This window comes from Tranquillimonas rosea (assembly GCF_900111315.1).
Classification (GTDB): domain Bacteria; phylum Pseudomonadota; class Alphaproteobacteria; order Rhodobacterales; family Rhodobacteraceae; genus Tranquillimonas; species Tranquillimonas rosea.
This window is the reverse complement of the sequence record NZ_FOGU01000005.1, coordinates 26,766-49,955: the sequence shown is the minus strand read 5'-3', so window position 1 is coordinate 49,955 and position 23,190 is coordinate 26,766. Positions and strand designations below refer to the sequence as shown.

27 protein-coding genes are annotated in these 23,190 nt (G+C 67.3%); 15 read left to right on the top strand and 12 right to left on the bottom strand.

Annotation, left to right across the window (positions count from 1 at the left end):
* The 3 genes from holA to leuS are packed head-to-tail and all read right to left on the bottom strand — an operon-like array spanning position 1 to position 4,083.
* Positions 1-1,023, bottom strand: a complete 1,023-nt coding sequence (gene holA, locus BMZ25_RS09440) for a DNA polymerase III subunit delta (RefSeq protein WP_092693464.1) — start codon at positions 1,021-1,023, stop codon at positions 1-3.
* Entirely contained in the window at positions 1,020-1,538 is a 519-nt protein-coding gene (lptE, locus tag BMZ25_RS09435; RefSeq protein WP_092692688.1) for an LPS assembly lipoprotein LptE, read from the bottom strand. The genes holA and lptE overlap by 4 nt, the downstream gene beginning before the upstream one ends.
* On the bottom strand, positions 1,525-4,083 hold the full coding sequence (gene leuS / locus BMZ25_RS09430; RefSeq protein ID WP_092692684.1) for a leucine--tRNA ligase: 2,559 nt from the start codon (positions 4,081-4,083) through the stop codon (positions 1,525-1,527). The genes lptE and leuS overlap by 14 nt, the downstream gene beginning before the upstream one ends.
* A 178-nt stretch (positions 4,084-4,261) precedes the next feature.
* Here leuS and BMZ25_RS09425 point away from each other — a divergent pair, with 178 nt between their 5' ends.
* Positions 4,262-5,548 carry a glycosyltransferase gene (locus BMZ25_RS09425; RefSeq protein WP_092692681.1) on the top strand — a complete coding sequence of 429 codons (1,287 nt, stop codon included), beginning with the start codon at positions 4,262-4,264 and terminating at the stop codon, positions 5,546-5,548.
* Here BMZ25_RS09425 and BMZ25_RS09420 read toward each other — a convergent pair.
* Positions 5,505-5,993 carry a DUF3576 domain-containing protein gene (locus tag BMZ25_RS09420; protein WP_092693463.1) on the bottom strand — a complete coding sequence of 163 codons (489 nt, stop codon included), beginning with the start codon at positions 5,991-5,993 and terminating at the stop codon, positions 5,505-5,507. The two genes, BMZ25_RS09425 and BMZ25_RS09420, sit on opposite strands and share 44 nt — an antisense overlap.
* 247 nt (positions 5,994-6,240) lie before the next feature.
* Between BMZ25_RS09420 and BMZ25_RS09415 the strand changes: the two genes are divergently transcribed.
* Together BMZ25_RS09415 and BMZ25_RS09410 are read left to right on the top strand one after the other, a co-directional pair.
* Positions 6,241-7,149 carry a porin gene (locus BMZ25_RS09415; RefSeq protein WP_177190432.1) on the top strand — a complete coding sequence of 303 codons (909 nt, stop codon included), beginning with the start codon at positions 6,241-6,243 and terminating at the stop codon, positions 7,147-7,149.
* Positions 7,150-7,249: 100 nt separating this feature from the next.
* Positions 7,250-7,903, top strand: a complete 654-nt coding sequence (locus BMZ25_RS09410) for a YggS family pyridoxal phosphate-dependent enzyme (RefSeq protein WP_092692671.1) — start codon at positions 7,250-7,252, stop codon at positions 7,901-7,903.
* On the opposite strand, the gene BMZ25_RS09405 is transcribed toward BMZ25_RS09410, so the two are convergent.
* Both BMZ25_RS09405 and ribA read right to left on the bottom strand, forming a co-directional pair.
* Positions 7,894-8,394 carry a L,D-transpeptidase family protein gene (locus tag BMZ25_RS09405; RefSeq protein WP_092692666.1) on the bottom strand — a complete coding sequence of 167 codons (501 nt, stop codon included), beginning with the start codon at positions 8,392-8,394 and terminating at the stop codon, positions 7,894-7,896. The two genes, BMZ25_RS09410 and BMZ25_RS09405, sit on opposite strands and share 10 nt — an antisense overlap.
* Positions 8,391-9,479 carry a GTP cyclohydrolase II gene (gene ribA / locus BMZ25_RS09400; RefSeq protein WP_092692661.1) on the bottom strand — a complete coding sequence of 363 codons (1,089 nt, stop codon included), beginning with the start codon at positions 9,477-9,479 and terminating at the stop codon, positions 8,391-8,393. The genes BMZ25_RS09405 and ribA overlap by 4 nt, the downstream gene beginning before the upstream one ends.
* A gap of 155 nt (positions 9,480-9,634) precedes the next feature.
* Here ribA and BMZ25_RS09395 point away from each other — a divergent pair, with 155 nt between their 5' ends.
* A complete protein-coding gene (locus BMZ25_RS09395) occupies positions 9,635-10,321 on the top strand; it encodes a response regulator transcription factor (RefSeq protein ID WP_092692657.1) in 687 nt (228 codons plus the stop codon).
* Positions 10,322-10,459: 138 nt separating this feature from the next.
* Here BMZ25_RS09395 and BMZ25_RS09390 read toward each other — a convergent pair whose 3' ends face one another.
* On the bottom strand, positions 10,460-11,653 hold the full coding sequence (locus tag BMZ25_RS09390) for a MalY/PatB family protein (RefSeq protein ID WP_092692654.1): 1,194 nt from the start codon (positions 11,651-11,653) through the stop codon (positions 10,460-10,462).
* A 98-nt stretch (positions 11,654-11,751) separates the two neighbouring features.
* On the opposite strand from BMZ25_RS09390, the gene def (BMZ25_RS09385) reads away from it, so the two are divergent.
* Genes def (BMZ25_RS09385) through fmt form a run of 4 tightly spaced genes read left to right on the top strand, consistent with a single transcriptional unit; the run spans position 11,752 to position 14,169 of the window.
* Positions 11,752-12,273 carry a peptide deformylase gene (gene def, locus BMZ25_RS09385; RefSeq protein WP_092692650.1) on the top strand — a complete coding sequence of 174 codons (522 nt, stop codon included), beginning with the start codon at positions 11,752-11,754 and terminating at the stop codon, positions 12,271-12,273.
* On the top strand, positions 12,273-12,779 hold the full coding sequence (def, locus tag BMZ25_RS09380) for a peptide deformylase (protein WP_092692647.1): 507 nt from the start codon (positions 12,273-12,275) through the stop codon (positions 12,777-12,779). Before def (BMZ25_RS09385) ends, def (BMZ25_RS09380) begins: the two co-directional genes overlap by 1 nt.
* A complete protein-coding gene (gene def / locus BMZ25_RS09375) occupies positions 12,776-13,273 on the top strand; it encodes a peptide deformylase (protein WP_092692645.1) in 498 nt (165 codons plus the stop codon). The genes def (BMZ25_RS09380) and def (BMZ25_RS09375) overlap by 4 nt, the downstream gene beginning before the upstream one ends.
* Entirely contained in the window at positions 13,270-14,169 is a 900-nt protein-coding gene (gene fmt, locus BMZ25_RS09370; RefSeq protein WP_092692640.1) for a methionyl-tRNA formyltransferase, read from the top strand. Before def (BMZ25_RS09375) ends, fmt begins: the two co-directional genes overlap by 4 nt.
* Positions 14,170-14,284: 115 nt before the next feature.
* Here the strand turns inward: fmt and rnhA are convergent, their stop codons facing one another.
* The 5 genes from rnhA to BMZ25_RS09345 all read right to left on the bottom strand — a co-directional run bounded on the left by rnhA (position 14,285) and on the right by BMZ25_RS09345 (position 17,312).
* Positions 14,285-14,758 carry a ribonuclease HI gene (gene rnhA, locus BMZ25_RS09365; protein ID WP_092692637.1) on the bottom strand — a complete coding sequence of 158 codons (474 nt, stop codon included), beginning with the start codon at positions 14,756-14,758 and terminating at the stop codon, positions 14,285-14,287.
* Positions 14,758-15,207 (bottom strand): DUF3429 domain-containing protein, encoded by a 450-nt coding sequence (locus tag BMZ25_RS09360; protein ID WP_092692635.1) that lies wholly within the window; start codon positions 15,205-15,207, stop codon positions 14,758-14,760. The genes rnhA and BMZ25_RS09360 overlap by 1 nt, the downstream gene beginning before the upstream one ends.
* A 37-nt stretch (positions 15,208-15,244) precedes the next feature.
* Positions 15,245-16,201, bottom strand: coding sequence for a 4-hydroxy-3-methylbut-2-enyl diphosphate reductase (gene ispH, locus BMZ25_RS09355; RefSeq protein ID WP_092692630.1), 957 nt, complete (start codon positions 16,199-16,201; stop codon positions 15,245-15,247).
* Between the two features lie 66 nt (positions 16,202-16,267).
* Complete coding sequence (locus BMZ25_RS09350; RefSeq protein ID WP_092692625.1) at positions 16,268-16,705, bottom strand: YqaA family protein; 438 nt, start codon at positions 16,703-16,705, stop codon at positions 16,268-16,270.
* A gap of 25 nt (positions 16,706-16,730) precedes the next feature.
* Positions 16,731-17,312, bottom strand: coding sequence for a LabA-like NYN domain-containing protein (locus tag BMZ25_RS09345; RefSeq protein WP_092692622.1), 582 nt, complete (start codon positions 17,310-17,312; stop codon positions 16,731-16,733).
* Between the two features lie 97 nt (positions 17,313-17,409).
* Here BMZ25_RS09345 and folK point away from each other — a divergent pair, with 97 nt between their 5' ends.
* The 7 genes from folK (at position 17,410) to acpS (ending at position 23,076) form a co-directional block, all read left to right on the top strand.
* Positions 17,410-18,000: a 2-amino-4-hydroxy-6-hydroxymethyldihydropteridine diphosphokinase gene (gene folK / locus BMZ25_RS09340; protein WP_092692618.1), complete on the top strand. Its 591-nt coding sequence runs from the start codon at positions 17,410-17,412 to the stop codon at positions 17,998-18,000.
* Positions 18,001-18,076: 76 nt separating this feature from the next.
* Positions 18,077-18,433: a DNA-directed RNA polymerase subunit omega gene (gene rpoZ, locus BMZ25_RS09335; RefSeq protein WP_092692615.1), complete on the top strand. Its 357-nt coding sequence runs from the start codon at positions 18,077-18,079 to the stop codon at positions 18,431-18,433.
* A gap of 37 nt (positions 18,434-18,470) precedes the next feature.
* Positions 18,471-20,591 carry a RelA/SpoT family protein gene (locus BMZ25_RS09330; protein ID WP_092692612.1) on the top strand — a complete coding sequence of 707 codons (2,121 nt, stop codon included), beginning with the start codon at positions 18,471-18,473 and terminating at the stop codon, positions 20,589-20,591.
* 21 nt (positions 20,592-20,612) lie between these two features.
* Positions 20,613-21,269, top strand: a complete 657-nt coding sequence (locus BMZ25_RS09325) for a DUF2062 domain-containing protein (RefSeq protein ID WP_092692609.1) — start codon at positions 20,613-20,615, stop codon at positions 21,267-21,269.
* 34 nt (positions 21,270-21,303) lie between these two features.
* Positions 21,304-22,056, top strand: a complete 753-nt coding sequence (locus tag BMZ25_RS09320) for a pyridoxine 5'-phosphate synthase (protein ID WP_092692607.1) — start codon at positions 21,304-21,306, stop codon at positions 22,054-22,056.
* Between the two features lie 101 nt (positions 22,057-22,157).
* On the top strand, positions 22,158-22,640 hold the full coding sequence (locus BMZ25_RS09315) for a CAP domain-containing protein (RefSeq protein ID WP_092692605.1): 483 nt from the start codon (positions 22,158-22,160) through the stop codon (positions 22,638-22,640).
* A 31-nt stretch (positions 22,641-22,671) separates the two neighbouring features.
* Positions 22,672-23,076, top strand: coding sequence for a holo-ACP synthase (acpS, locus tag BMZ25_RS09310; protein ID WP_092692602.1), 405 nt, complete (start codon positions 22,672-22,674; stop codon positions 23,074-23,076).
* Positions 23,077-23,190 lie beyond the last annotated feature (114 nt).

Here is a 23,190-nt window from a genome sequence, read left to right as displayed (position 1 = left end):
TCATCTCCTTCCCATCATCGCGAGCCGGATCAGCGCGCGTTCCATGACGGCCATCGCCGGGGCCCGCGTCGACGAGCGCAGTCCCAGGTCGGTATCGGTCAAGAGCGCCAGGGCCTGTTCCAGCTTCACCGCGCCCCAGGCCTGTGCCTGACGGGTCATCCGGTCGCGGCGCGGGCCGAAGATCGGCGGGCGCAGCCTGGCGATGCCGGCGCTGGCGCCGCCTGGATCGCTCGCGGCGGCGTGAAGCTGGCGGAAATGACGGGTCGCCCCGATGCACAGCGTGACCGGCGCCACGCCCTGCGCCTCGAGCCGCTGCATCATCGGGCCGATCTCGGGCGTCCGCGCCTCGGCGACGATGTTCAGCACGTCGTCCAGCGCCGCCTCGGTCGAGGTGGGGGCGAGCGCCGTGATCTCGTCCCCGGTCAGGGGCGTGTCGTCGTTCAGCTTGTAGAGCGCGATCTTCTCGACCGTCTGGCGGAAATCGCCGGGGTCGATGGATTGCGCCAGCGCGGTCAGATCGGCCATCGCGTCGGCCCCCGGCGCGGCGAGCCCCGCGTCCTTGAGCATCGATTCGATCTCGTCCCGTCCGGGCGGGTCGTCGTAGATGCCGACGGCGTAGGCGTTGGAATGGCTTTCGAACAGCTTCCGCAGCTTGGACTTGGCGTTGAGCTGCCCGGCGGTGACGATCACCTGCGCGTCGCCGGGCTTCCACTCGGACAGCGCGGCGGCGATGGTGTCGGTCAGCCCGTCGGTCGCATCCTCGACGAAGGCCACGCGCGGACCGGGAAAGAAGCCCTGCGCCTTCACGGCGTCGAGCAGCATCGCGGGATCCTTGCGCAGCTCGGCCGCCGGAATCCGGGTGAGGCGCATCTCGGTCTCGCCCTCGGGGCCGATAAGGGCGGCGATGACCTGCTGCCGCTTCATCGCCACGCGCATGCCGTCGCTGCCGAAGATCAGCAGCCCGGTCCGGTCGGGCTCGGGACGGGCGAAGTACCCCTTGGCCTCGCGCCCCGTCAGTTTCACCGGCGCCACTCCGGCGCGGTGGCCAGAAGCTCGGCGACGATCTGATCGGCGAGGATCACCATCAGGCGGTCGACCGCGTCCTCCTCGGCCGACAGGACCGAGACGGTGTTGCCCGCGATCGCGCCCCGGTCGGCGGTGAACACGGGGGCGGAATAGCTGGTGAAGCTGTTCACGGCGCCCTCGGTCACGGTGTCGCCGGAGGGCGTATGCTCGAGCGCATAGGTGACCTGGCCGCGCAGCTGGTAGCGCGTGATCTCCTGGTCCGGCGTCACCCCCAGCCCGTCCTGGTCCAGACCGATGACGGCCGACATCTGGTACTCGGCCGCCGAGGCGCGGCCGAGCCGTTGTTCGAGCTGCTGCACCAGCGCATAGCCCGCCGCGTCCTCGGGGGCGTCGATCTCGATCCGGCCCCAGAGGCCTTCGGCCGCGCCGCCGGGGCCGTAGACCGGCGTGAAGCCGCAGCCCGCCAGCAGCGTCAGGCCCAGAAGGGCGGAGCGGCGGCTATACCACGACATTCACGATCCGGCCCGGCACGACGATCAGCTTCTTGGGCTCGCCTCCGGCGAGCGCCTTCTGCACGGCATCCGTGGCCAGCGCGAGCGACTCGATCTCGGTCTTGTCCATGTCCTTGGGCACCTCGATCTCGGTGCGGCGCTTGCCGTTGATCTGGATCGGCATCGTCACCGTGTCGTCCACCAGCATCGCCTCGTCCGCCTTCGGCCAGTCGGCTTGCGCGATCAGGCCCTCGCCGCCCAGCATCTCCCAGATTTCCTCGGCGAGGTGCGGGGTCATCGGAGCCATCAGCTGCGCCATGGTGCGCATCGCTTGCATCTTGGCGGCGCGGCCGGCCTTGGACTTGGCGAAGGTGTTGGCGAAGGCATAGAGCCGCGCGACGGAGGTGTTGAAGCCGAAGCTCTCGATTCCCATCGTCACGTCGTGGATCGCGCGGTGCATCTCGCGCAGCAGATCGGAATCGCCCTCGCCCTGTTCGGGCGCGCCCGGCACGTCCTGCGCCAGGCGCCAGACGCGGCCGAGGAACTTCGACGCGGCCTCGGCGCCGGCATCCGTCCATTCGACGTCGCGGTCCGGCGGCGAGTCGCTCAGCACGAACCAGCGGGCGGTATCCGCGCCGAAGCGTTCGATGATGGCGACCGGGTCGACGACGTTGCGCTTGGACTTGGACATCTTGGCCGAGGGGATCACCTCGATCTCGGTGCCGTCGGCCAGCCGTCCGTTCGTCACCTCGTGCGGGAAGTGATAGACGGGTCGGCCCTGATCGTCGCGGGTCTGGTAGATTTCGTGCGTCACCATGCCCTGCGTGAACAGCGCGTCGAACGGCTCGCGCGCGGTGTCGGGCAGATGGCCGCATTCGTTCATCGCGCGGGCGAAGAACCGGGAATAGAGCAGGTGCAGGATCGCGTGCTCGACCCCGCCGATATACTGGTCGACGTTCATCCAGTAGCGCGCGTCCGTCTCGTCCGTGGGCGTCGCCGCGCGGGGCGAGGTGAAGCGGGCATAATACCAGGACGAATCGACGAAGGTGTCCATCGTGTCCGTCTCGCGCCGGGCCGAGGCGCCGCAGGCGGGGCAGGGCACGTCGCGCCAGGTCGGGTGGCGGTCCAGCGGGTTGCCCGGCTGGTCGAAGTCGATGTCGCGTGGCAGTTCGACCGGAAGATTCTCTTTCTTCTCGGGGACCACGCCACAGGAGTCGCAGTGCACCACCGGGATCGGGCAGCCCCAGTAACGCTGGCGCGACAGGCCCCAGTCGCGCAGCCGGAACTTGGTGACGCCGTGGCCGACGCCGTTCTCCTCGCAAAAGGCGATAGCGGCGTTGATCGCCTGGTCGCCGGTCTGCGCCTCGTCCCCGGCGAAGCCCTTGATGTAGCGGACCGTCTCGGGCTTGGGCGGGACATAGGCGGGGCCGCCGTCCTCGGGCAGGATGAAGGTACCTTCCTCGCCCATTGCGGGGGCGAAGACGGTGGCCACCGGCAGCTCGTACTTGCGCGCGAACTCCAGGTCGCGCGGGTCGTGCGCGGGGCAGCCGAAGATCGCGCCGGTACCGTAATCCATCAGGATGAAGTTGGCGACGTAGACCGGCAGCTCCCACCCGGTATCGAAGGGATGGCGCACGCGCAGGCCGGTGTCGAAGCCCTTCTTCTCGGCCTTTTCCATCTCTTCCTCGCTGGTGCCCATGCGGCGGCACTCGGCGTTGAAGGCGGCGAGGTCGGCGTCGTCTCTTTCCAGCTGTCGGGCCAGCGGATGATCGGGCGAGATACCGATGAAGGACGCGCCCAACAGCGTGTCGGGCCGGGTCGTGTAGACCTCGACCCGGTCGTGCCCCTCGGGGCCGTCGATGACGGAGAAGGCGAATTGCAGGCCGCGGCTCTTGCCGATCCAGTTGCGCTGCATCGACTTGACCTTCTCGGGCCATTCGTCGAGCCGGTCGAGGGCGTCGAGCAGCTCTTCGGAATAGTCGGAGATGCGGAAGAACCACTGCGTAAGCTCGCGCCGCTCCACCGGGGCCCCGGACCGCCAGCCCTTGCCGTCCTCGACCTGCTCGTTCGCCAGCACGGTCATGTCGACCGGGTCCCAGTTCACCACCGCGTTCTTGCGATAGACGAGCCCCTTTTCGAGGAAGTCGATGAACATCGCCTGCTGCTGGCCGTAATATTCGGGGTCGCAGGTGGCGAACTCACGCGACCAGTCCAGCGACAGGCCGAGTCGCGCGAACTGCGATTTCATGTTGTCGATGTTCGCATAGGTCCAGTCGCCGGGATGCACCTTGCGCTCCTGTGCGGCGTTCTCGGCCGGCAGTCCGAACGCGTCCCAGCCCATCGGGTGCAGCACCGCGTGGCCGGTGGCCAGCTTGTAGCGCGCCACGACGTCGCCCATCGTGTAGTTGCGGACGTGGCCGATATGCAGGTTCCCCGACGGATAGGGGAACATCTCGAGCACGTAGTATTTCGGGCGGCTCTCGTCGCGGGTGGCGGTGAAGACCCCGGCCTCCTCCCACGTCGACTGCCATTTCGGTTCGATCTCGGCGGCGGAATAACGCGACATGTGTTCTCTTCGGCCTTGTCTGATGGCGATGGGCGGGCCCGCCATCTGATACGGTCGCCGTCGGCGCGGGTCCAGAGGCTGCGGGGAAAATGCCGTGCGGCGGGCGAATTTGGCGGTGACGCGGCGCGGTCGGCCGCGCTAAGGTCGACGGCGGTGACCCCGGGCAGGTGTGTGTGGCATGAAGGTATTGTTTTTTCACCAGAATTTTCCGGGGCAGTTCCTGCATCTCGCCCCCGCTCTGGCAAGGGCCGGGCATGATGTCTACGCGCTCAGCAGCCGACTCGATGAATCGCGGGTGTGGAAGGGCGTGCAGATCCTCTCCTACAGGTGGGAAGAGCCGTCCGATCAGCGCCACCACCCCTGGCTCACCACGCTGAACCGGGCGACGCACCGGGGCGAGACGTGCCTGCGGGCGGCGATGTCGCTGAAGAAGCGCGGGGTCGAGCCGGACGTGGTGATCGCCCATTCCGGCTGGGGCGAGGCGCTGTTCCTGCGCGAGGTCTGGCCGGACGCGCGGTTCGGCATCTTCAGCGAGCTCTACTACCAGAGCGAGGGCGCCGACATCGGCTTCGACCCCGAGTTTCCGGGCCGCGACGCCCTGGCCGACGGCGGGCGGCTGATGCTGCGCAACCTGTCGGGGCGGCTCCAGCTTGAACAGGCCGATGCCGGGATCACGCCGACGCAGTGGCAGGCCGACTCGCATCCGCCGGAACTGCGGCGGAAGATTTCGGTGATCCACGAGGGAATCAACACGCAGGCCGTCACGCCTGATCCCGACGCCGTGTTCGAGGTCGATGGCGCGCCGCGGCTGACCGCGGGGGACGAGGTCATCAGCTTCATCAACCGCAACCTCGAACCCTACCGGGGCTTCCACGTGTTCATGCGCAACCTGCCCGAGCTGCTGGCGCGGCGCCCGAAGGCCCGCGTGGTGCTGATCGGTGGAGAGGGCGTCAGCTATGGCAGCGCGCCGAAGGAGGGGGGCAGCTGGAAGGACGTGATGCTGGCCGAGATGGGCCACCGGCTGACCGAGGCGGATTGGGCGCGTGTCCATTTCGTCGGCAAGGTGCCGTACGATTCGTTCGTGGCGCTGATGCAGATCGCCACCGCGCACGTCTACCTGACCTATCCGTTCGTCCTGAGCTGGAGCCTGCTCGAGGCGATGAGCGCCGGCGCCCCGATCGTGGCGAGCGACACCGCCCCGGTCCGCGAGGTGCTGCGCGACCGGCACAGCGCCCTGCTGGTCGACTTCTTCGACGGGGCTGGGCTGGTCGATCGGGTGGACGAGGTGTGCTCGGACCCGGCGCTGCGCGCCCGCCTCGGCGCGGCCGCGCGCAAGCACGTGGTCGAGAATTACGATCTCGAGACGGTGTGCCTGCCGCGGCAGTTCGGCTGGTTCGAGGCGCTGGCCGCCGGAAAGCCGTTTACAGGTTGGAGTCCTGAATCCGAAGCTGCCGCGCACGGGTGAGGATCGCGTCCTCGATCGCGCGCACGGTGTCCGGGCTGGCCGGGCCCGAGCGCGTGGCCAGCGCCACGTTCAGCGAGCGGGCGTCGAGCGCGGGGTCGCGGACATAGACTGTCGCGCGATAGGTCTGCGCGCCGCCGGGCGGCGTGCCGTATCCGTAGACCAGCACGCCCGAGAACGGATCGGCTGCCTCGACGGGCAGGAAGTCCAGGACGTCCTGCGCGGCGTTCCAGATGTAGCGGTTCACCTCGACCGTGCGGTTGGGGTCGTCGCCGCCGCCGAACAGGTCGGCGATCGTCTCACGCTCGGGGTCCAGCGTCTGGCCGATGCGCGAACGCTCGAACTGCGATTGCTCGCCGGGGGCGGATCGATCCCCGCATCCCGTGGCGGCCAGCGTGGCGGTGAGCGCCACCGCGATCAGGCCCTTTCCCAGACCGCTCCGGTTCATGCGCATCGCGTCCCCTCTCGTTTCGCGCTCCCGTGTTAGACGAGGCGCACCGGGGCCTCAAGATGTTTCCCTTTTCGGCGGATTTCCGGGGGTCTGGAGCTGTGTGGCAAAGCTGCATCATCGCGACGGAGACGAATTCGGCCGCTTGGGCTTCGCTTGCAATCGAGGGGGGTTAGGGCGAATGAAAAGCATATCCAGCCCGGAGATGTCGGGTTCGGGTGCATCTCTGAGAACACGAGGGAAAATCATGAAAAAGCTTCTCCTTGCCACGAGCGCGCTGGTCGCTTCGGCTGGTATGGCCGCTGCCGACCTCGAGCTGACCGGCTCGGCCAACATGGGCGTCACCTACGTCGACGACGAGTTCGACAGCGAAGACGTTCTGGACAACCTGGGCGACACCACCGACGGTGAGCTGGCGCTGCAGTACGAAATCGACCTGAACGTCGTCGGCTCGGGCACCACCGACAGCGGCCTGACCTTCGGTGCGTCGATCGACCTCGACGCCTCGATCGACCGTGACTCGGGCAACCAGAACGGCCTGAACGAAGATTTCGACCCCGAGGTCTTCATCTCCGGCAACTTCGGCACGCTGACCGTTGGTAACCTGGACCCGGCCACCGACGGCCTGGGCATCAGCGACATCGGCTTCGACGAGCTGGGCACCACCACGACCGACCTCGACGACGTCGCCGAGTACGGCAAGGTCGTTGGCTCGGCCAACATGAACTACGAGTATGCCTTCGGCGACTTCGCCGCGCTGGTCTCGGCCCACACCGTTACCGAAGACTACGGTGTTGCGCTGACCTATGCGCCGGGCAACTACTCGGTCGCTCTGGGCTATGACTACGACGACGTGAACGACGACGAATCCTACACCCTGTCGGGTGGCGCGACCTTCGGTGCGTTCGCTGTCGAGGCGACCTACACCAACTACGACATCGCGGATGACGACGGCAACTCTTACGGCCTGCTCGGCTCGTACGAAGTCGGCGCGCTGACCCTGTCGGCTACCGTTGGCGACAGCGACGAGTACGACGACACCGCCTACGGCGTTGGCGCTGCCTACGACCTCGGCGGCGGTGCTTCGCTGGCCGGCGCCGTTGGCTCGGTCAACGACCAGACCGTTGCCGACCTGGGCGTGAACTTCACGTTCTGATCCGACGCACAGTCTGATCTGGAAGAGCGGGCCTTCGTGCCCGCTCTTTTCTTTTGCGGGCGGCTTGGGCATCACGACCCCGCAAGAAGGAGAGCCGCCGATGTCCCTGTCCGAAATCAAAGACCGCCTGCATGCCGCCGAACGCGCCGCCGGACGCGCGGAAGGCTCCACCAGTCTGATCGCCGTCTCGAAGGTGCAGCCGGACGAACGGGTCCGCGCGGTTCTGGACGAGGGCCACCGCTGTTTCGGCGAGAATAAGGTGCAGGAGGCGCAGGGCAAATGGCCGGGCTTCCGCGAAAGCTTCGGCGATATCGACCTGCATCTCATCGGACCGCTTCAGTCGAACAAGACCCGCGCCGCGATGGAACTGTTCGACGCGATCCACTCTGTCGATCGAGCGAAGCTGGCGAAGGCCATCGCGCGCATCGCGCAGGAGATCGGCCAGTGCCCCGACCTGTTCATTCAGGTGAACACCGGCGAGGAAGAGCAGAAGGCCGGCATCCTGCCGGGCGAGGCCGACGCCTTCGTGGCCGAGTGCCGCGAGATGGACCTGCCGGTGCGTGGCCTGATGTGTATCCCGCCGGTCGAGGAAGAGCCCGCGCTGCACTTCGCGCTGCTTGCCAAGATCGCCGAGAGGAACGGCCTGTCGGGCCTCTCGATGGGCATGAGCGCGGATTTCGAAAAGGCCGTCGCCCAGGGCGCGACCCATGTGCGCGTCGGCTCGGCCATCTTCGGTGAGCGTGACTACGGCTGAGGCACGATCAGCCGGGTGCGGCGGGTGATCCCCCGCGCCAGCCACAGCAGGTCACCGGGCGCCATCGCCACACAGCCCTCCGTCGGCTTGCCGGGTCGGCGCCAGCGGTGAACGAAGATCGCCGAACCGCAGCCGGCGACCCCCTCGGGCCAGTTCCAGTCGGTCAGGATGACCAGATCGTAGAGCGGATCCGGGCGGCGCAGCGTTTCGTGGCCGAAGGGATGCGGGGCGCGGACCATCGTGTTGTAATCCGGGTCGCGCGGATCGTCAGACCAGAGGTCGCCGGGGCCGATGGGCAGCGCCCAATCCGTCGGCGGCGCCATGCGGTCGGGCCGGTAGAGCATCCCGACGATGCGGTGGTGGCCGGCAGGCGTCGCGCCGTCGCCCTCTTTCTTGGTGGTGGTCACCCCGCCGCGGCCGATGGTGCAGGGGACGCGGCGCCCGCGAAAGCGCAGCCCGGCCGGTGTCAGCACGATATCCTCGGGGCTCACAGCAGGTGCCCCGACTTGGCGGCCTTCGTCGCCAGGTAGGCGGCGTTGAGCGGATTGCGTCCGACCTGAAGCGGCACCCGCTCGGTCACCTCGATGCCGCAGCCCGTCAGCATGTCGACCTTGCGCGGGTTGTTGGTCAGCAGCCGCACCGTCCGCACGCCCATCTTCCCGAGAATTGCGGCGCCAATACGGAAGTCGCGCTCGTCATCCTCGAACCCGAGCCGGTGGTTCGCCTCGACGGTGTCGAATCCCTGGTCCTGAAGCGAATAGGCCCGCATCTTGTTGGCGAGCCCGATGCCGCGGCCCTCCTGGTTGAGGTAGAGCAGCAGCCCGCCGCCGGCCTCGGCCATCTGCGCCAGAGCGCCGTTGAGCTGTGGGCCGCAATCGCATTTCAGCGAGCCCAGAACGTCCCCCGTGAAACAGGCGGAATGGAGCCGCGTCAGAACCGGGGCGCCGCGGTCCGGTTTCCCGATCTCAATGGCGTAGTGATCCTCGCCGCCATCCGGGGGGCGGAAGATGTGCAGGCGGCCGTCGCCGGCGCTCATCGGCAGGCGGGCCGAGACGACGGGAGACACGGGCGCCAGGTCCAGCGGCTCTCCTTCCGGCGCGGCGGGGTCCAGCCACGTCAGGCCATGCCGTGCCGCGATCTCCGGCCCTTCGCCCTCGACCTCGCGCACCAGGGCTGCGGGCAGGAGCCGGGCCGACTTCGCCAGCGTGATCGCGGCGCGATGCAGTTCGGCATCTCCACCCCGCAGGGGAAAGAACGGCCCCTTCATCGGGTTGGCGAGGTCGCCGGACGGGTCGATCAGCGCGCGCAGGTCCGCGGCGGCCGTTTCGGGGTCGAGCGGCAGGCGCGCAAGGTCGCCGTCGTAGACGCGGATCTTCAATGTCTCGGCGCGCCAGTGGGTGATGGCGAGCACGGGGTCTCCGTCCGACAGGAAGGCCCGCAGGCGGTCTGGGGCAATCACCTCGGGTGCCGCGACAAGGGCCGCGCGGCCGCCCACGACCATCACCACGGGCAGCCCGATGCGCAGATCGGACCGCGCACGGGCAAGTCTTTCGGCGGCGGTGGGCTCGAAGCTCATGCGGCGTCCTTCGTTTTCACACTGCTGTACCTCCAGCCGCCGAAAGATGAAACATTCGGCGGATTCTTCACACGTCCGCGTGAGAGTTTCGCAGCAATTCTTGTCTGAACCGAGAGCACACCGCATCTGCCACGAAACGGACGGAGGATAACGACATGAGCGCGTTGAAGAAAATCTTGCTCGTGGACGATGACGAGGACCTGCGCGAAGCGCTGAGCGAGCAACTCGTGATGACCGACGATTTCGACGTGTTCGAAGCGGGCGACGGCCACGAGGCGATGGAAAAGGTCAAGGCGGGCCTGTTCGATCTGGTGATCCTCGACGTGGGCCTGCCTGATACCGATGGGCGTGAGCTTTGCCGTCTGATGCGCAAGCAGGGTGTGAAGTGCCCGGTGCTGATGCTGACGGGGCATGACAGCGATGCCGACACGATCCTCGGGCTCGACGCCGGAGCGAACGACTATGTCACCAAGCCGTTCAAGTTCCCCGTGCTGCTCGCCCGGATCCGCGCCCAGCTGCGCCAGCACGAACAGTCCGAGGATGCGACCTTCCAGCTTGGCCCCTACACGTTCAAGCCGGCGCAGAAGTTGCTCATCGACGAGGCCGACAAGAAGATCCGCCTGACCGAGAAAGAGACGAACATCCTCAAGTTTCTCTACCGCGCCACAGAGCGTGTCGTGGCCCGCGATGTGCTGCTGCATGAAGTTTGGGGTTACAATGCAGGCGTGACGACGCATACTCTGGAAACGCACATCTATAGGTTGAGACAAAAAATTGAACCAGATCCGGGTAATGCGCGTTTGCTTGTGACGGAGAGCGGCGGCTACCGGCTTGTCGCTTGAAGTTCTCAGAGATCCCGCCGCGGTGTCCGGGCAATGACACCGTACCTCCCTGTTGGACTGGCCCGGGCATTCGCCCGGGCCTTTTTTTCTTGTCCATGAGCGGCGCGGGCGCCTGTGCGCGCCCCGTGGGCCGGACGTCTATTGAAGGTCGGAAAATGCGTCCTTGAGGCGCCTTACGGCCTCTTCGATGCGTGCGCGGGGGGTTCCGATATTGAACCGCAAGAAGCTTTCGCCGCCGGTTCCGAAGCTAGGTCCCTGGTTCGCCGCGATTCGCGCACGTTCTGCCACGCGGGCCGTGAACTCGGCCCGGTCCATGCCGGTCCCCGAGAAATCGACCCACGAAAGGTAGGTCGCTTCGAGCGGCATCGACCGCAGGCCGGGAATCTCGGCGATGCCCGCGTCGAACACGCGGCGGTTGTGGTCGAGATACTCGGTCAACGCGTCGACCCACGCCGCGCCCTCTGGCGAATAGGCGGCCGTGGCCATGTGTACGCCGAACGAGTTCGGCGACATTCCAAGCGCCGCCATCCTTGCGCCGAAGCGCTCGCGCAGGGTCGTGTCGGGCACGATCACGTTGCCCACATGGCTTCCGGCGATGTTGAAGGTCTTGGTGGGCGCGGTCAGCATCACCAGCCGATCGCGGATGCCGTCGATCAGCGACATCGGCGTATGCGTGTTGCCCGGCATCACCAAGTCGTGGTGGATCTCGTCGGACACGACGATCAGGTCGTGCTTTCGGGCAAAGGCCGCGACGTCCTCCAGTTCCTCGCGGCTCCAGACCCGGCCGCCGGGATTGTGGGGCGAGCAGAGGACGATCATCCGCTCGGTGCCGGTCAGGTGCCGATCCCAGTCCGAGGTGTCCAGAACGTAGCGGCCGTCGATCTGCGGCATGGGACATTCCACGATCTCGCGCCCCGCGGCACGGATCACCTTGTGGAAGGCGTGGTAGACCGGCGTCATCAGGATCACGCCGTCGCCGGGGCGGGTGAAGGCGTCGAGGCACATCGCCGTGCCGTTGACGAGCCCGTGGACCGAGAAGATCCAGTCGGTCTCGATCTGCCAGCCGTGGCGTTCGGCCATCCACCACTGGATCGCCGCCCTGTAGCCCGAATCGTCGCCGAAATAGCCGTAGATGCCGTGATCTGCCATGTCGCGCACCGCGCGGCCCACGCAGGCGGGCGGGCGGAAATCCATGTCGGCGACCCACATGGCCAGCCCGTCCTCCGGCGAAACACCATAGACCGGCTCCATCAGGTCCCACTTGGAGGAATGGGTGCCGCGGCGGTCGATGATCTCGTCGAAATCGGGGGTGCCGTGGGTGTCGAGGCTCATGGAAGGCTCCTGTCCAGTTTCCGGCGGGGAGGCTACGCCGACCGGCGTCAGGTGCAAGGCGATTGCGGGAGCGGCTCCTTTTGCCTACATGCTGGCTCATGGCCCTACGCGACATCATTATCCACCCCGATCCGCGCCTGAAGAAGCCGGCGAGCCCCGTCGAGACGGTGACGCCCGAGTTGCGCAAGCTTGCGGACGACATGCTGGAGACGATGTATGACGCGCCCGGCATCGGCCTGGCCGCGCCGCAGGTCGGCGTGCTGCGGCGACTGCTGGTGATGGATTGCGTCAAGGATGAGAGCGAGCCGGCCCGCCCGATGGTGCTGATCAATCCCGAGGTCACCTGGAGCTCGGACGAGCGCAGCACCTACGAGGAGGGCTGCCTGTCGGTCCCCGAGCAATACGGCGAGGTCGAACGCCCGGCCGAGGTCGAGGTGCGCTGGCGCGACCTGGACTGGACCGAGCGGACCGAGCGGTTCGACGGTCTCTGGTCCACCTGCGTGCAGCACGAGATCGACCACCTCGACGGAAAGCTGTTCATCGACTACCTCAAGCCATTGCGGCGGCAGATGATCACCCGCAAGATGGTGAAGTTGAAACGCGAGAAGGCCCGCGCCTGATGGCGGTAATGACGATCCTCAAGTGGCCGGATCCCCGGCTGTCCGTGGCCAGCGCGCCTCTCGGTCGGACGTCTCCGGTCGTCGCCGAACTGGCCGACGCGATGCTCGAGACGATGTACGCCGCGCCGGGGCGGGGACTTGCCGCGCCGCAGGTGGGCGTGATGGCCCGGATGTTCGTGATGGACATGGGCTGGAAGGACGGCCCCGCCGACCCGTGGGTGATGATCGATCCGGTCGTCGAATGGGTTTCGGACGGCACGGCTGCCGGGCCCGAGGCGTGCCTGTCGCTCCCCGGGATCGAGGCCGAGGTGACACGTCCGACGGAGCTGGACGTGCGGTGGATCGGTCTCGACGGCGAAACGCACCGCGCGCGGCTCGAAGGGTTCGAGGCGATCTGCGCGCAGCACGAGATCGACCACCTGAACGGTATCCTGACACTGGATCGCGTCTCGCAGGCCGCGCGCCTGGACCTCGTCTCGGCGTATTTCGTCCCCGGAACGGAATGACGGTCAGGCGCTGCCTGCCTTGGCCGGACAGGCGCTTGCGGACCGCCGCCGCACCGGTCGACGCCGTCACCGACGAGATCCGCGCGCATTGGCAGGACATGATCGACACGATGGAGGCGATGCCCGGCGTCGGGCTGGCCGGCCCGCAGATCGGAGTAATGCTGTGCCTGGCCGTGGTCGACGCGAGCGAGGCGCGCGGACAGGTGGTGCGGATGGCCAATCCGGAGATCCTGCATGCCAGCGTGCAGCCGCGCGAGCACGACGAGGCGTCGCCCAACCTGCCCGGCGTGTCCGCCACGATCACCCGGCCGCGCGCGGTGACGGTGCGGTTCCTCAACGCCGACGGGGAGAGCGAGGAGCGTGACTTCGTCGGGCTCTGGGCCACGAGCGCGCAGCACCAGATCGACCATCTCGACGGCCGGATGTATTTTGACCGCCTGAGCCGCACGAAACGCGGGATGCTGCTGAAACGGGCGCAGAAGGGGGCGCGATGAGGCTGGTCTTCATGGGAACGCCGGAGTTTTCGGTGCCGGTGCTGGACGCGCTGGTCGAGGCCGGCCATGACATCGCGGCCGTCTATTGCCAGCCGCCGCGTCCCGCGGGCCGCGGCAAGAAGCCCCGACCGTCGCCCGTGCAGGCGCGGGCCGAGGCGCTCGGGCTCGAGGTGCGCCATCCGGTGTCGCTGAAGGGGCGGGACGAACAGGAGGCCTTCGCGGCGCTGCAGGCCGATGCGGCGGTCGTCGTGGCCTATGGCCTGATCCTGCCGAAGGCGATCCTGGACGCGCCGGCCCATGGCTGTTTGAACATCCATGCCTCCCTGCTGCCCCGCTGGCGGGGTGCGGCGCCGATCCAGCGAGCGGTTCTGGCCGGGGACATCGAGACCGGCGTCTGCATCATGGCGATGGAGCCGGGGTTGGACACCGGGCCGGTCTACCTGCGCCAGACGACGCCGATCGGGTCTGAGGACACCACCGGCGACCTGCATGACCGGCTGTCCGGGATGGGCGCCCAGCTGGTCGTGCTGGCCCTGTCGCGGATCGACGCGCTGACCGCCGAGCCGCAGCCCGACGCGGGCGTCACCTATGCCGCGAAGATCGACAAGGCGGAATCGCGGATCGACTGGACACGGCCGGCGGTCGAGATCGACCGGCTGATCCGCGCCCTGTCGCCCTTTCCCGGCGCCTGGTGCGAGATCGACGGCGTGCGGGTGAAGCTGCTTCGCTCCCGCGTGGGCGCGGGCAACGGCGCGCCGGGCGCCGTGCTCGACGGGTTCTCCGTGGCGTGCGGGGAAGGCGCGGTCGAGGTGCTGGAGGCGCAGCGGCCCGGCAAGCGCGTGATGGGGGCCGGTGAGTTCCTGCGCGGCAGCGGGCTGCCCGACCGCCTGGGCTGACCTAACGGCGCGCCTGCGGCGCACGCGATGTCCGGCGCCGCCGGCGCGGCGCGTCGGGGGCGCTGCCCCCGTCGCCTGCGGCGACTCCCCCAGGATATTTCAGGACAGGTGAATGTCAGGCATCGCGCTTTTCGCGCGAGGGCTTGAACGGGGCCATCCCTGCGCGGGCCAGCGCGTCGGCGCGTTCGTTCTCGGGGTGGCCGGCATGGCCCTTGATCCATTCCCAGGTCACGTCGTGGCGTTGCTGGGCCGAGTCGAGGCGTCGCCAGAGTTCCTCGTTCTTGACCGGTTTCTTCTGGGAGGTCTTCCAGCCGTTGCGCTTCCAGCCGTGGATCCAGCCGGTGACGCCGTTCTTCACGTAGGCGCTGTCGGTTACGACGGTGACGCGGGAGGCGCGCTGGAGCGATTCGAGCGCATTGATCGCGGCGAGCAGCTCCATGCGGTTGTTGGTGGTCGCGGCCTCGCCCCCGGAAAGCTCGCGTTCCTTCACCACTGTGTCGCCGTCCTTGGCCTGCAGGAGCACGCCCCAGCCGCCGGGGCCGGGATTGCCCGAGCAGGCGCCATCGGTGAAGGCCAGAAGGTCGGTCATCAGAGCACTCCCACGGCAAGGCAGGCGACGACCACCATGGTGAGCAGCACGCGGAGCTGCATCCACCAGGCCGGTGCCAGGCCCTGTTTCCAGAACAGCCAGTCGAGGCCGAGGACCCCGACGAAGCCGATCATCAGATACATGGCGGCGGAGACGGGGCCGCCGCCGGTGAAGAGGAACGCCCAGAGCGCCGGGATGACCGAGAGGGCGTAGCCCGTGGCGGCCACGGGGCCGTCGGTCTTGGTCGCGAAGCCCCAGAGCACGCCCGACATGAAGGCGAGGATCACGGAGCCGTAGGCGAGCTGGACATAGGGCCCGACGAAACGCGGCCCGAGCGTCGACATCCCCCATTGCCCCAGAGCCGGCAGGACGAGCGTCAGGGCGCCCCAGAGGAAGGGGATGAGGCCTGCAAGGCCGAGCCCGAGAGCGGCGGCGGGGATACGGTTCACGGGCACGTCCCGGGGGCCGGGCGCAGGTCGGCGCCGGTCATGCCGGCTCCCGCAGGACGCGGGGCACCTTGAACTCGACATCCTCGGTCGCGGTCTCGATCGTCTCGACGGTGACGTCGTAACGCTCGCGGAAGGCGTCGATCACCTCGTTCACCAGCACCTCGGGTGCGCTGGCGCCGGCCGTCAGGCCGATCGTGCGAATCCCTTCGAGCGCGCGCCAGTCGATGTCCGCGGCGCGCTGGACCAATTGGGAGTAGCGGCAGCCGGCATTGGCGCCGACCTCGACCAGGCGTTTGGAATTCGACGAGTTCGGGGCGCCGATCACCAGCATCGCGTCGGCGCGGGGGGCCATCGCCTTGACCGCTTCCTGCCGGTTGGTGGTGGCGTAGCAGATGTCTTCCTTGTGCGGGCCGATGATCGACGGGAAGCGCCGTCTGAGCGCGTCGACGATGTGCACGGTGTCGTCGATCGACAGGGTTGTCTGGGTGATGAAGGCGAGTTTCTCGGGGTCGCGCACCTCGAGCCCGGCGACATCCTCGGGCGTCTCGACCAGCAGAACCTCGCCGTCGGGCAGCTGGCCCATCGTGCCGAGCGTCTCGGGGTGGCCCGCATGGCCGATCATCACCATCTGGAGGCCGTTCTCGTGGTGGCGCGCGGCCTCGATATGGACCTTGGAGACCAGCGGGCAGGTGGCGTCGACATAGACCATCTCGCGCTCGGCCGCCTTGGCGGGGACCGCCTTGGGCACGCCGTGGGCGGAGAAGATCACCGGGCGGTCGGGCGGACATTCGTCCAGTTCCTCGACGAAGACGGCGCCCTTGTCGCGCAGGCCGTCGACGACGTAGCGGTTGTGCACGATCTCGTGGCGCACGTAGACGGGGGCGCCCCATTTCTCGAGCGCCATCTCGACTATCTTGATCGCGCGATCCACGCCGGCGCAGAAGCCGCGCGGCGCGGCGAGGAGCATGGTGAGGGGCGGGCGGGATTCCGGCATCGGACTTCCTTCGGTCTTATCCTTGGGGACACGTAGCCATTGCAGGCCCGTACGTCCAGTGACGGCTCAGCCGATCAGGCCTGCGGTGATCAGCGCCAGCACGATGTAGCGACCGGTCTTGGCGATGGCGACGAGCAGCACGAAGATGCCCGGAGGGGTGCGCAGGAGGCCGGCGGCGAGCGCGATGGCGTCGCCGAACGGGGCCCATGTCAGCAAGAGCGACCAGAGGCCCCAGCGCCGGTACCATGTCTGGGCGCGGTCGATCTGGCGTTCGGTGAAGGGGAACCAGCGGCGATGGCGGAACCGCTCGATCCCGCGGCCCATGAGATAGGTGATCACCGATCCGATCGTGTTGCCGACGCTGGCAACGACCACGAGCAGCCAGACGGGCGCGCGGCCCGCGGCCTGGAGCGCGGCAAAGACGACCTCGGACTGGAACGGCAGGATCGTGGCCGCGCCGAGCGCAGCAAGAAACAGACCGATAAGCGAGGGCGCTCCGGTCACCGGTCAGCTGCTGTCGTCGCGGCGCCTATTCGGCGGCCTGGTCGCGCCGTTCGCTGCGCTCTTCTTCGCCGCCCCGGTCGCGCGGGGGACGGCCGATGACTTCTTTCAGCTCATTGAGCTCGATGAAGTTGTCGGCCTGCCGGCGAAGCTCGTCGGCGATCATCGGGGGCTGGCTGCGGATGGTCGAGACGACCGAGACGCGGACCCCGGTCCGCTGCAGCGACTCGACCAGCGGGCGGAAATCGCCGTCGCCCGAGAACAGTACGATGTGATCGACCTTGGGGGCGAGTTCCATGGCATCGACGGTGAGCTCGATGTCCATGTTGCCCTTCACCTTACGCCGGCCCTGGCTGTCGGTGTATTCCTTGGCCGGCTTGGTGACCATGGAAAAGCCGTTGTAGTGCAGCCAGTCGACGAGGGGCCTGATCGGCGAGTATTCGTCGTTCTCCAGCAGGGCGGTGTAATAGAACGCGCGCAGCAGCTTGCCCCGGCGCATAAATTCCTGGCGGAGCAGCTTGTAGTCGATATCAAAGCCGAGCGCCTTGGCGGCGGCGTAGAGATTCGACCCATCAATGAAGAGCGCGAGCCGCTCGTCACGGTAGAACATGAAAATGATATCTCCTAATCAACCCGGGCCGGTCTTCCGTGAGTGGTGAGTGAGTGGTGCGAAACCGTCCAAGGACTCGAATATCTAAGGCGTATATATGGTAGCGCAAGTATCCTTTCGGGTATCTGACTGTCCCGAAATCCTCGTCGCTCTCGGGGCGAACCTGCCCAGAGCGGATGAAACGCCCTCGGCAACAATTCGCGCAGCGGTTGAGAGCCTTGCCGACGAGGACTTTCGGCTCGTGGCGGCCAGTCCGCTCTACCGGACGCCGTGCTTTCCGCCGGGCGCCGGTCCCGATTATGTGAACGCCGCGGCTGTGTTCTGTGGCCCCGACGCGGCGTCGGAGGTCCTTTCGCGGCTGCACCGTGTCGAATCGGCCTTCTCCCGCGAGCGGGTCGAGCGCTGGGGCAGCCGGACGCTGGACCTCGACCTTCTGGCGGTCGGGGAGCGGGTCTGTCCCGATGCCGTCACGGTGCGCCAGTGGATCGACCTGCCGCTGGCAGAGCAGACGCGCGCGACGCCGGAGCAACTGATCCTGCCGCATCCCCGCCTGCAGGAGCGCGGCTTCGTGCTGGTGCCGCTGGCGGACGTGGCGCCGGACTGGCGGCATCCGCTGCTGGACGTGACGGTGCGCGAGATGTGCGAGGCGCTGCCTGAAGAGGCGCGGGCCGGCATCACGCGGCTGTAACCCATGGTGGTTTCGCCTTGTCAAGGCTCTTGGTGATCGTTAGAAGGCAAACCTTACCGACCGATTGGAGATTCATATGGCCCGCGTGACGGTAGAAGATTGCGTCGACAAGGTCCCGAACCGCTTCGAGCTTGTGCTGCTCGCCGCGCATCGTGCGCGCGAGATCACGTCGGGCTCGCCGCTGTCGGTCGACCGCGACAACGACAAGAACCCCGTCGTCAGCCTTCGGGAGATCGCCGAAGAAACGCAGCAGGCCGACGAGCTGCGCGAGCGGATGATCGAGAGCTACCAGACCCAGATCGAGGTCGACGAGCCCGAAGAGGACGCGATGGCGCTGCTCATGGGGCAGGAGAGCGACAAGCCGGCCGAGGACGACATGTCCGAGGAGAAGCTGTTGCGCGCCCTGATGGAAGCTCAAGGTCAGCAGGGCTGAAGCCACGACGACCTTAACGCCCCTTGGCGGACCGACCATGATCGATTGCGACGACCTGATCGACCTGGTCCGCCTGTACAACCCCAAGACGGACGAGGCGCTGATCCGCAGCGCCTATGCCTACGGCGCCGAGATGCACGAGGGCCAGTACCGCCACTCGGGCGAGCCGTATTTTACGCATCCCGTCAGCGTGGCCGCCATCCTGACGGAGATGCAGCTGGACGATTCCACGATCGTGACGGCGCTGCTGCACGACACGATCGAGGATACCAAGTCCACCTATTCCGAGATCGAGAGCCGGTTCGGCGGCGAGATCGCCGAACTTGTGGATGGCGTCACCAAACTGACGAACCTGCAGCTCAATTCGTTCGAAACGAAGCAGGCCGAGAACTTCCGCAAGCTGTTCATGGCGATGAGCCGCGATCTGCGGGTCATCCTCGTCAAGCTCGCCGACCGTCTGCACAACATGCGCACGATCCGGTCGATGAAGTCCGAGAAGCAGGCCCAGAAGGCGCGTGAGACGATGGACATCTTCGCGCCGCTGGCCGGCCGGATGGGCATGCAGTGGATGCGCGAAGAGCTCGAGGATCTCGCCTTCAAGGTGCTGAACCCGAAGGGCCGCGAGTCGATCATCCGCCGGTTCATCATGCTTCAGCGCGAAACCGGCGACGTGATCCACAAGATCACCGGCGACATCCGGTACGAGCTGGAACAGGCCGGGATCGAGGCCGACGTGTTCGGCCGGGCGAAGAAGCCCTATTCGATCTGGCGCAAGATGGAGGAAAAGCAGCAGGGCTTTTCCCGTCTGTCCGACATCTACGGCTTTCGCATCATCTGCGAGTCGGAACCGGACTGCTACGCGACGCTCGGTGCGATCCACCAGCGCTGGCGGGCGGTGCCGGGGCGGTTCAAGGACTATATCAGCCAGCCGAAATCGAACGGCTACCGGTCGATCCACACGACCGTCTCTGGCCGCGACGGCAAGCGGGTCGAGATACAGATTCGCACGCGCGAGATGCACGAGGTCGCCGAGACCGGCGTGGCCGCGCACTGGTCCTACCGCGATGGTGTGCCGGCGGAGAACCGGTTCGCCGTGGATCCGGCGAAATGGATCGCGACGCTGACCGAACGCTTCGACGCCGCCGAGGATCACGACGAGTTCCTCGAGGCCGTGAAGCTCGAGATGTACACCGACCAGGTGTTCTGCTTCACGCCGAAGGGCGACGTGGTGAAGCTGCCCAAGGGCGCGACGCCGCTGGATTTCGCCTATGCGATCCACACCCGCATCGGCGATTCCTGCGTGGGCGCCAAGGTCGACGGGATCCGCGTGCCGCTCTGGACCCGTCTCAAGAACGGCCAGTCGGCCGAGATCATGACGGCCGAGGGTCAGAGACCGCAGGCAACGTGGATCGACATCGTCGCCACGGGCCGCGCCAAGGCGGCGATCAAGCGCAGCCTTCGGGAAGAGGATCGCGAGCGGTTCATCAAGCTGGGGCACGAACTTGCGCGCGTGGCCTTCGATCACGTCGGCAAGCGCGTCACCAACAAGGCGCTCAGCACGGCCGCGCGGCAGCTCGGGCTCAAGGGCGCGGACGAGTTGCTGGCGCAGCTGGGCGCGGCCGAGCTGACCGCCCGGAAGGTGGTCGAGACGCTGTATCCCGAACTCGCGGCGCGGCCGGGCGAAGAGATCGACGCCGCGCGGGCCGTGGTCGGTCTCGGGCCGGGACAGAGCTTTACCCGCGGCAATTGCTGCCAGCCGGTACCGGGCGAGCGCATCGTAGGCATCACCGAGCGCGGCAAGGGCGTGGTGGTCCATGCGATCGACTGTCCGGCGCTCGCCGAGTTCGAGGCCCAGCCCGATCGGTGGGTGGATCTCCGCTGGCAATCGGGTATTCACCCATCGGTCCATACCGTTAGTCTGGATCTTACGATATCGAACGACGCAGGGGTTCTCGGGCGTATCTGCACAGCGATCGGTGAGCAGAAGGCAAATATTTCCGATTTGCGCTTCCTTGACCGGAAGCCGGACTTTTATCGGCTCATAATCGACGTAGATCTGCGTGACGTGGAGCATATGCACGCGGTGATGCTCGCTCTCGAGGCGGACAGTGACGTGGCGACGCTCGAAAGGCACAGCAAGGTGGCCGTCGGGGCCTGACGGAAGGGAGACTCTGGAGACGTGGTTTTCAAACGGCGTGCACCGAGATCCTATCTGCAGATCGCAGCGGATTTCGTCTATCCGCGCGGCGGATGGCGCCGTGCGGGTCAGTACGTTCTCTATCGTCTCCGTCGTCTGCCCGATCCGGCCTACAAGATCAGCCGGGGGATCGCCGCGGGCGTGTTTACCAGCTTCACCCCGTTCTTCGGCCTGCACTTCCTGATCTCGGCCAGCCTGGCCTGGGCGATGCGGGGCAACATCGTCGCCGCGCTGCTGGCCACGTTCTTTGGCAACCCGATCACCTTCCCGATCATTGCGGCCCTGTCCGTCGATCTCGGCAACTTCATTCTCGGCCGCGAAGAGGCGCTTCCGCTCAGCCGGGTGCTATCGGCGTTCAGCCAGGCCTCGCAAGAGATCTGGGCCAACTTCCACGCCATCTTCACCTCGGCCGAGCCGCATTGGTACCAGCTGTCCGAGTTCTTCTCGGACCTGTTCCTGCCCTACCTTGTCGGCGGCCTGATCCCGGGCCTCGTCTGCGCCATCGCCGCCTATGCCGCCTCGCGCCCGCTGATCTCGGCCTACCAAAAGGCGCGGATCAAGCGGATGAAGGCGAGCTTTGCCAAGAGGATGGCCAAATCCCAGGCCGCGAAGGCTGACGCCGGCGCCAAAGCCGACTAAGACGGACGGCGCAACAGGTAAGGAGGCCGGCGGCGTGACCCCGACAAGCGAGCGACTGCGACTTGGTGTGAACATCGACCACGTGGCGACGGTGCGGAACGCCCGAGGCGGTGCCGTGCCCGACCCGGTGCGGGCCGCCGACATGGCCGAAAAGGCCGGCGCCGATGGGATCACCGCCCATCTGCGCGAGGACAGGCGGCACATCTCGGACGCCGATATACAGGCTTTGATGGATACCCTGTCCCTGCCGCTGAACCTCGAGATGGCGGCCACGGAGGAAATGCAGGCGATCGCGCTTCGCCACGTGCCGCACGCCGTCTGCCTCGTCCCCGAGCGCCGCGAAGAGCGGACGACCGAGGGCGGGCTGGAAGTCGCGCGGGATGAGAACCGGCTGGCGCACTTCATCGCCCCGCTGCGCGATGCCGGGTGCCGCGTGTCGATCTTCATCGCCGCCGACCGCCCCCAGATCGAGGCCGCGCACCGGATCGGCGCCGCGGTGATCGAGCTGCACACCGGTGCCTATTGCGACGCCTGGGCCGAAGAGCGGTGGGACGACCGCGACTCGGAACTGGCGCGCCTCACCGACATGGCGGCCTATGCGCACGAGCTCGGGCTCGAGGTGCATGCCGGTCATGGTCTGACCTACGACAGCGTCGGTCCCATCGCGGCGCTGCCCCAAGTGCGCGAGCTGAACATCGGTCACTTCCTGATCGGAGAGGCGATTTTCCGCGGTCTCGACGCCTCGATCGCGGAAATGCGCCGACTGATGGACGTTGCGCGCGGCTGATCGCCGCCAGCTGCCCGAATTAAACTCTCAGATTGTCCTCTTCATGCCTCATTTCTACTTCAGCGCGAACATGAACTGGCTTGAGAGGATTATCACCCGTCATGCGACTCGCGCACGTCTTGTCCCTTGTCGTCCTGGTCGGCACGGCCGGCGCCGCGGTTGCGGCGCCCTGCCGGGCGCCCGAGAACGCGGCCCAGATCAAGCAGGCCATCCTGCAGTATTCCAATGCCGAACGGCAGGCGCGCGGGCTTCCCGCGCTGGCGCCGAACCGCGAACTCAGCGCCGCCGCGCAAGCCCAGGCCTGCCACATCGCGCAGCGGCAATCGCTGACCCATCGCGGCCCGCGCGGGTCCAAGGTGTCGGACCGCGCCCGCGCGCAGGGCTATTCGTTCGCCTGGATCGCCGAGAACATCGGCTTCGGACAGCGCTCGCCCCGCGCGATCGTCAAGGCCTGGATGAACTCGGCCGGGCACCGCAAGAACCTGCTGAACGCCAAGGGCTCCGAGGTCGGCTCGGCCCTGGTCGTGGGTGCGGACGGACGCCCCTACTGGGCGATGGTGCTGGGGCGGCGGCTGGCGCGCTGATCCCGTCGCGGCCGGGTCCGGCGGTGACGCCATGATCCTCGGGATCGGAACCGACCTTGCCAACATCGACCGGATCGCCGGCACGCTCGAGCGTTTCGGCGATCGGTTCCGCAACCGCGTCTTCACCGACATCGAACAGCGCAAGGCCGAACGCCGCGCGGACACGCCGGGCACCTACGCCAAGCGTTGGGCCGCGAAAGAGGCTTGTTCCAAGGCCCTGGGCACCGGTCTGCGCATGGGCATCGCCTGGAAGGACATGGCGGTGACGAACCTCGCCACCGGCCAGCCGGTGATGCAGGTGACCGGTTGGGCGGCCGACCGGCTGGTCGAGATGACGCCGCCGGATCACGAGGCGATCATCCACGTCACCCTGACGGACGACCATCCGTGGGCGCAGGCCTTCGTCGTCATCGAGGCGCTGCCGCGGCGGGAGTGACGCGCGCTCTGGAACCGGTAACGGTGCGGCCGGGGCGGGGGCCATTCGCTTGACTCCGCGCGCCCCGCCGCTCATCAGACGCCGGTGGGCAAAAGCAGGCAGGGCGGCAAGCGC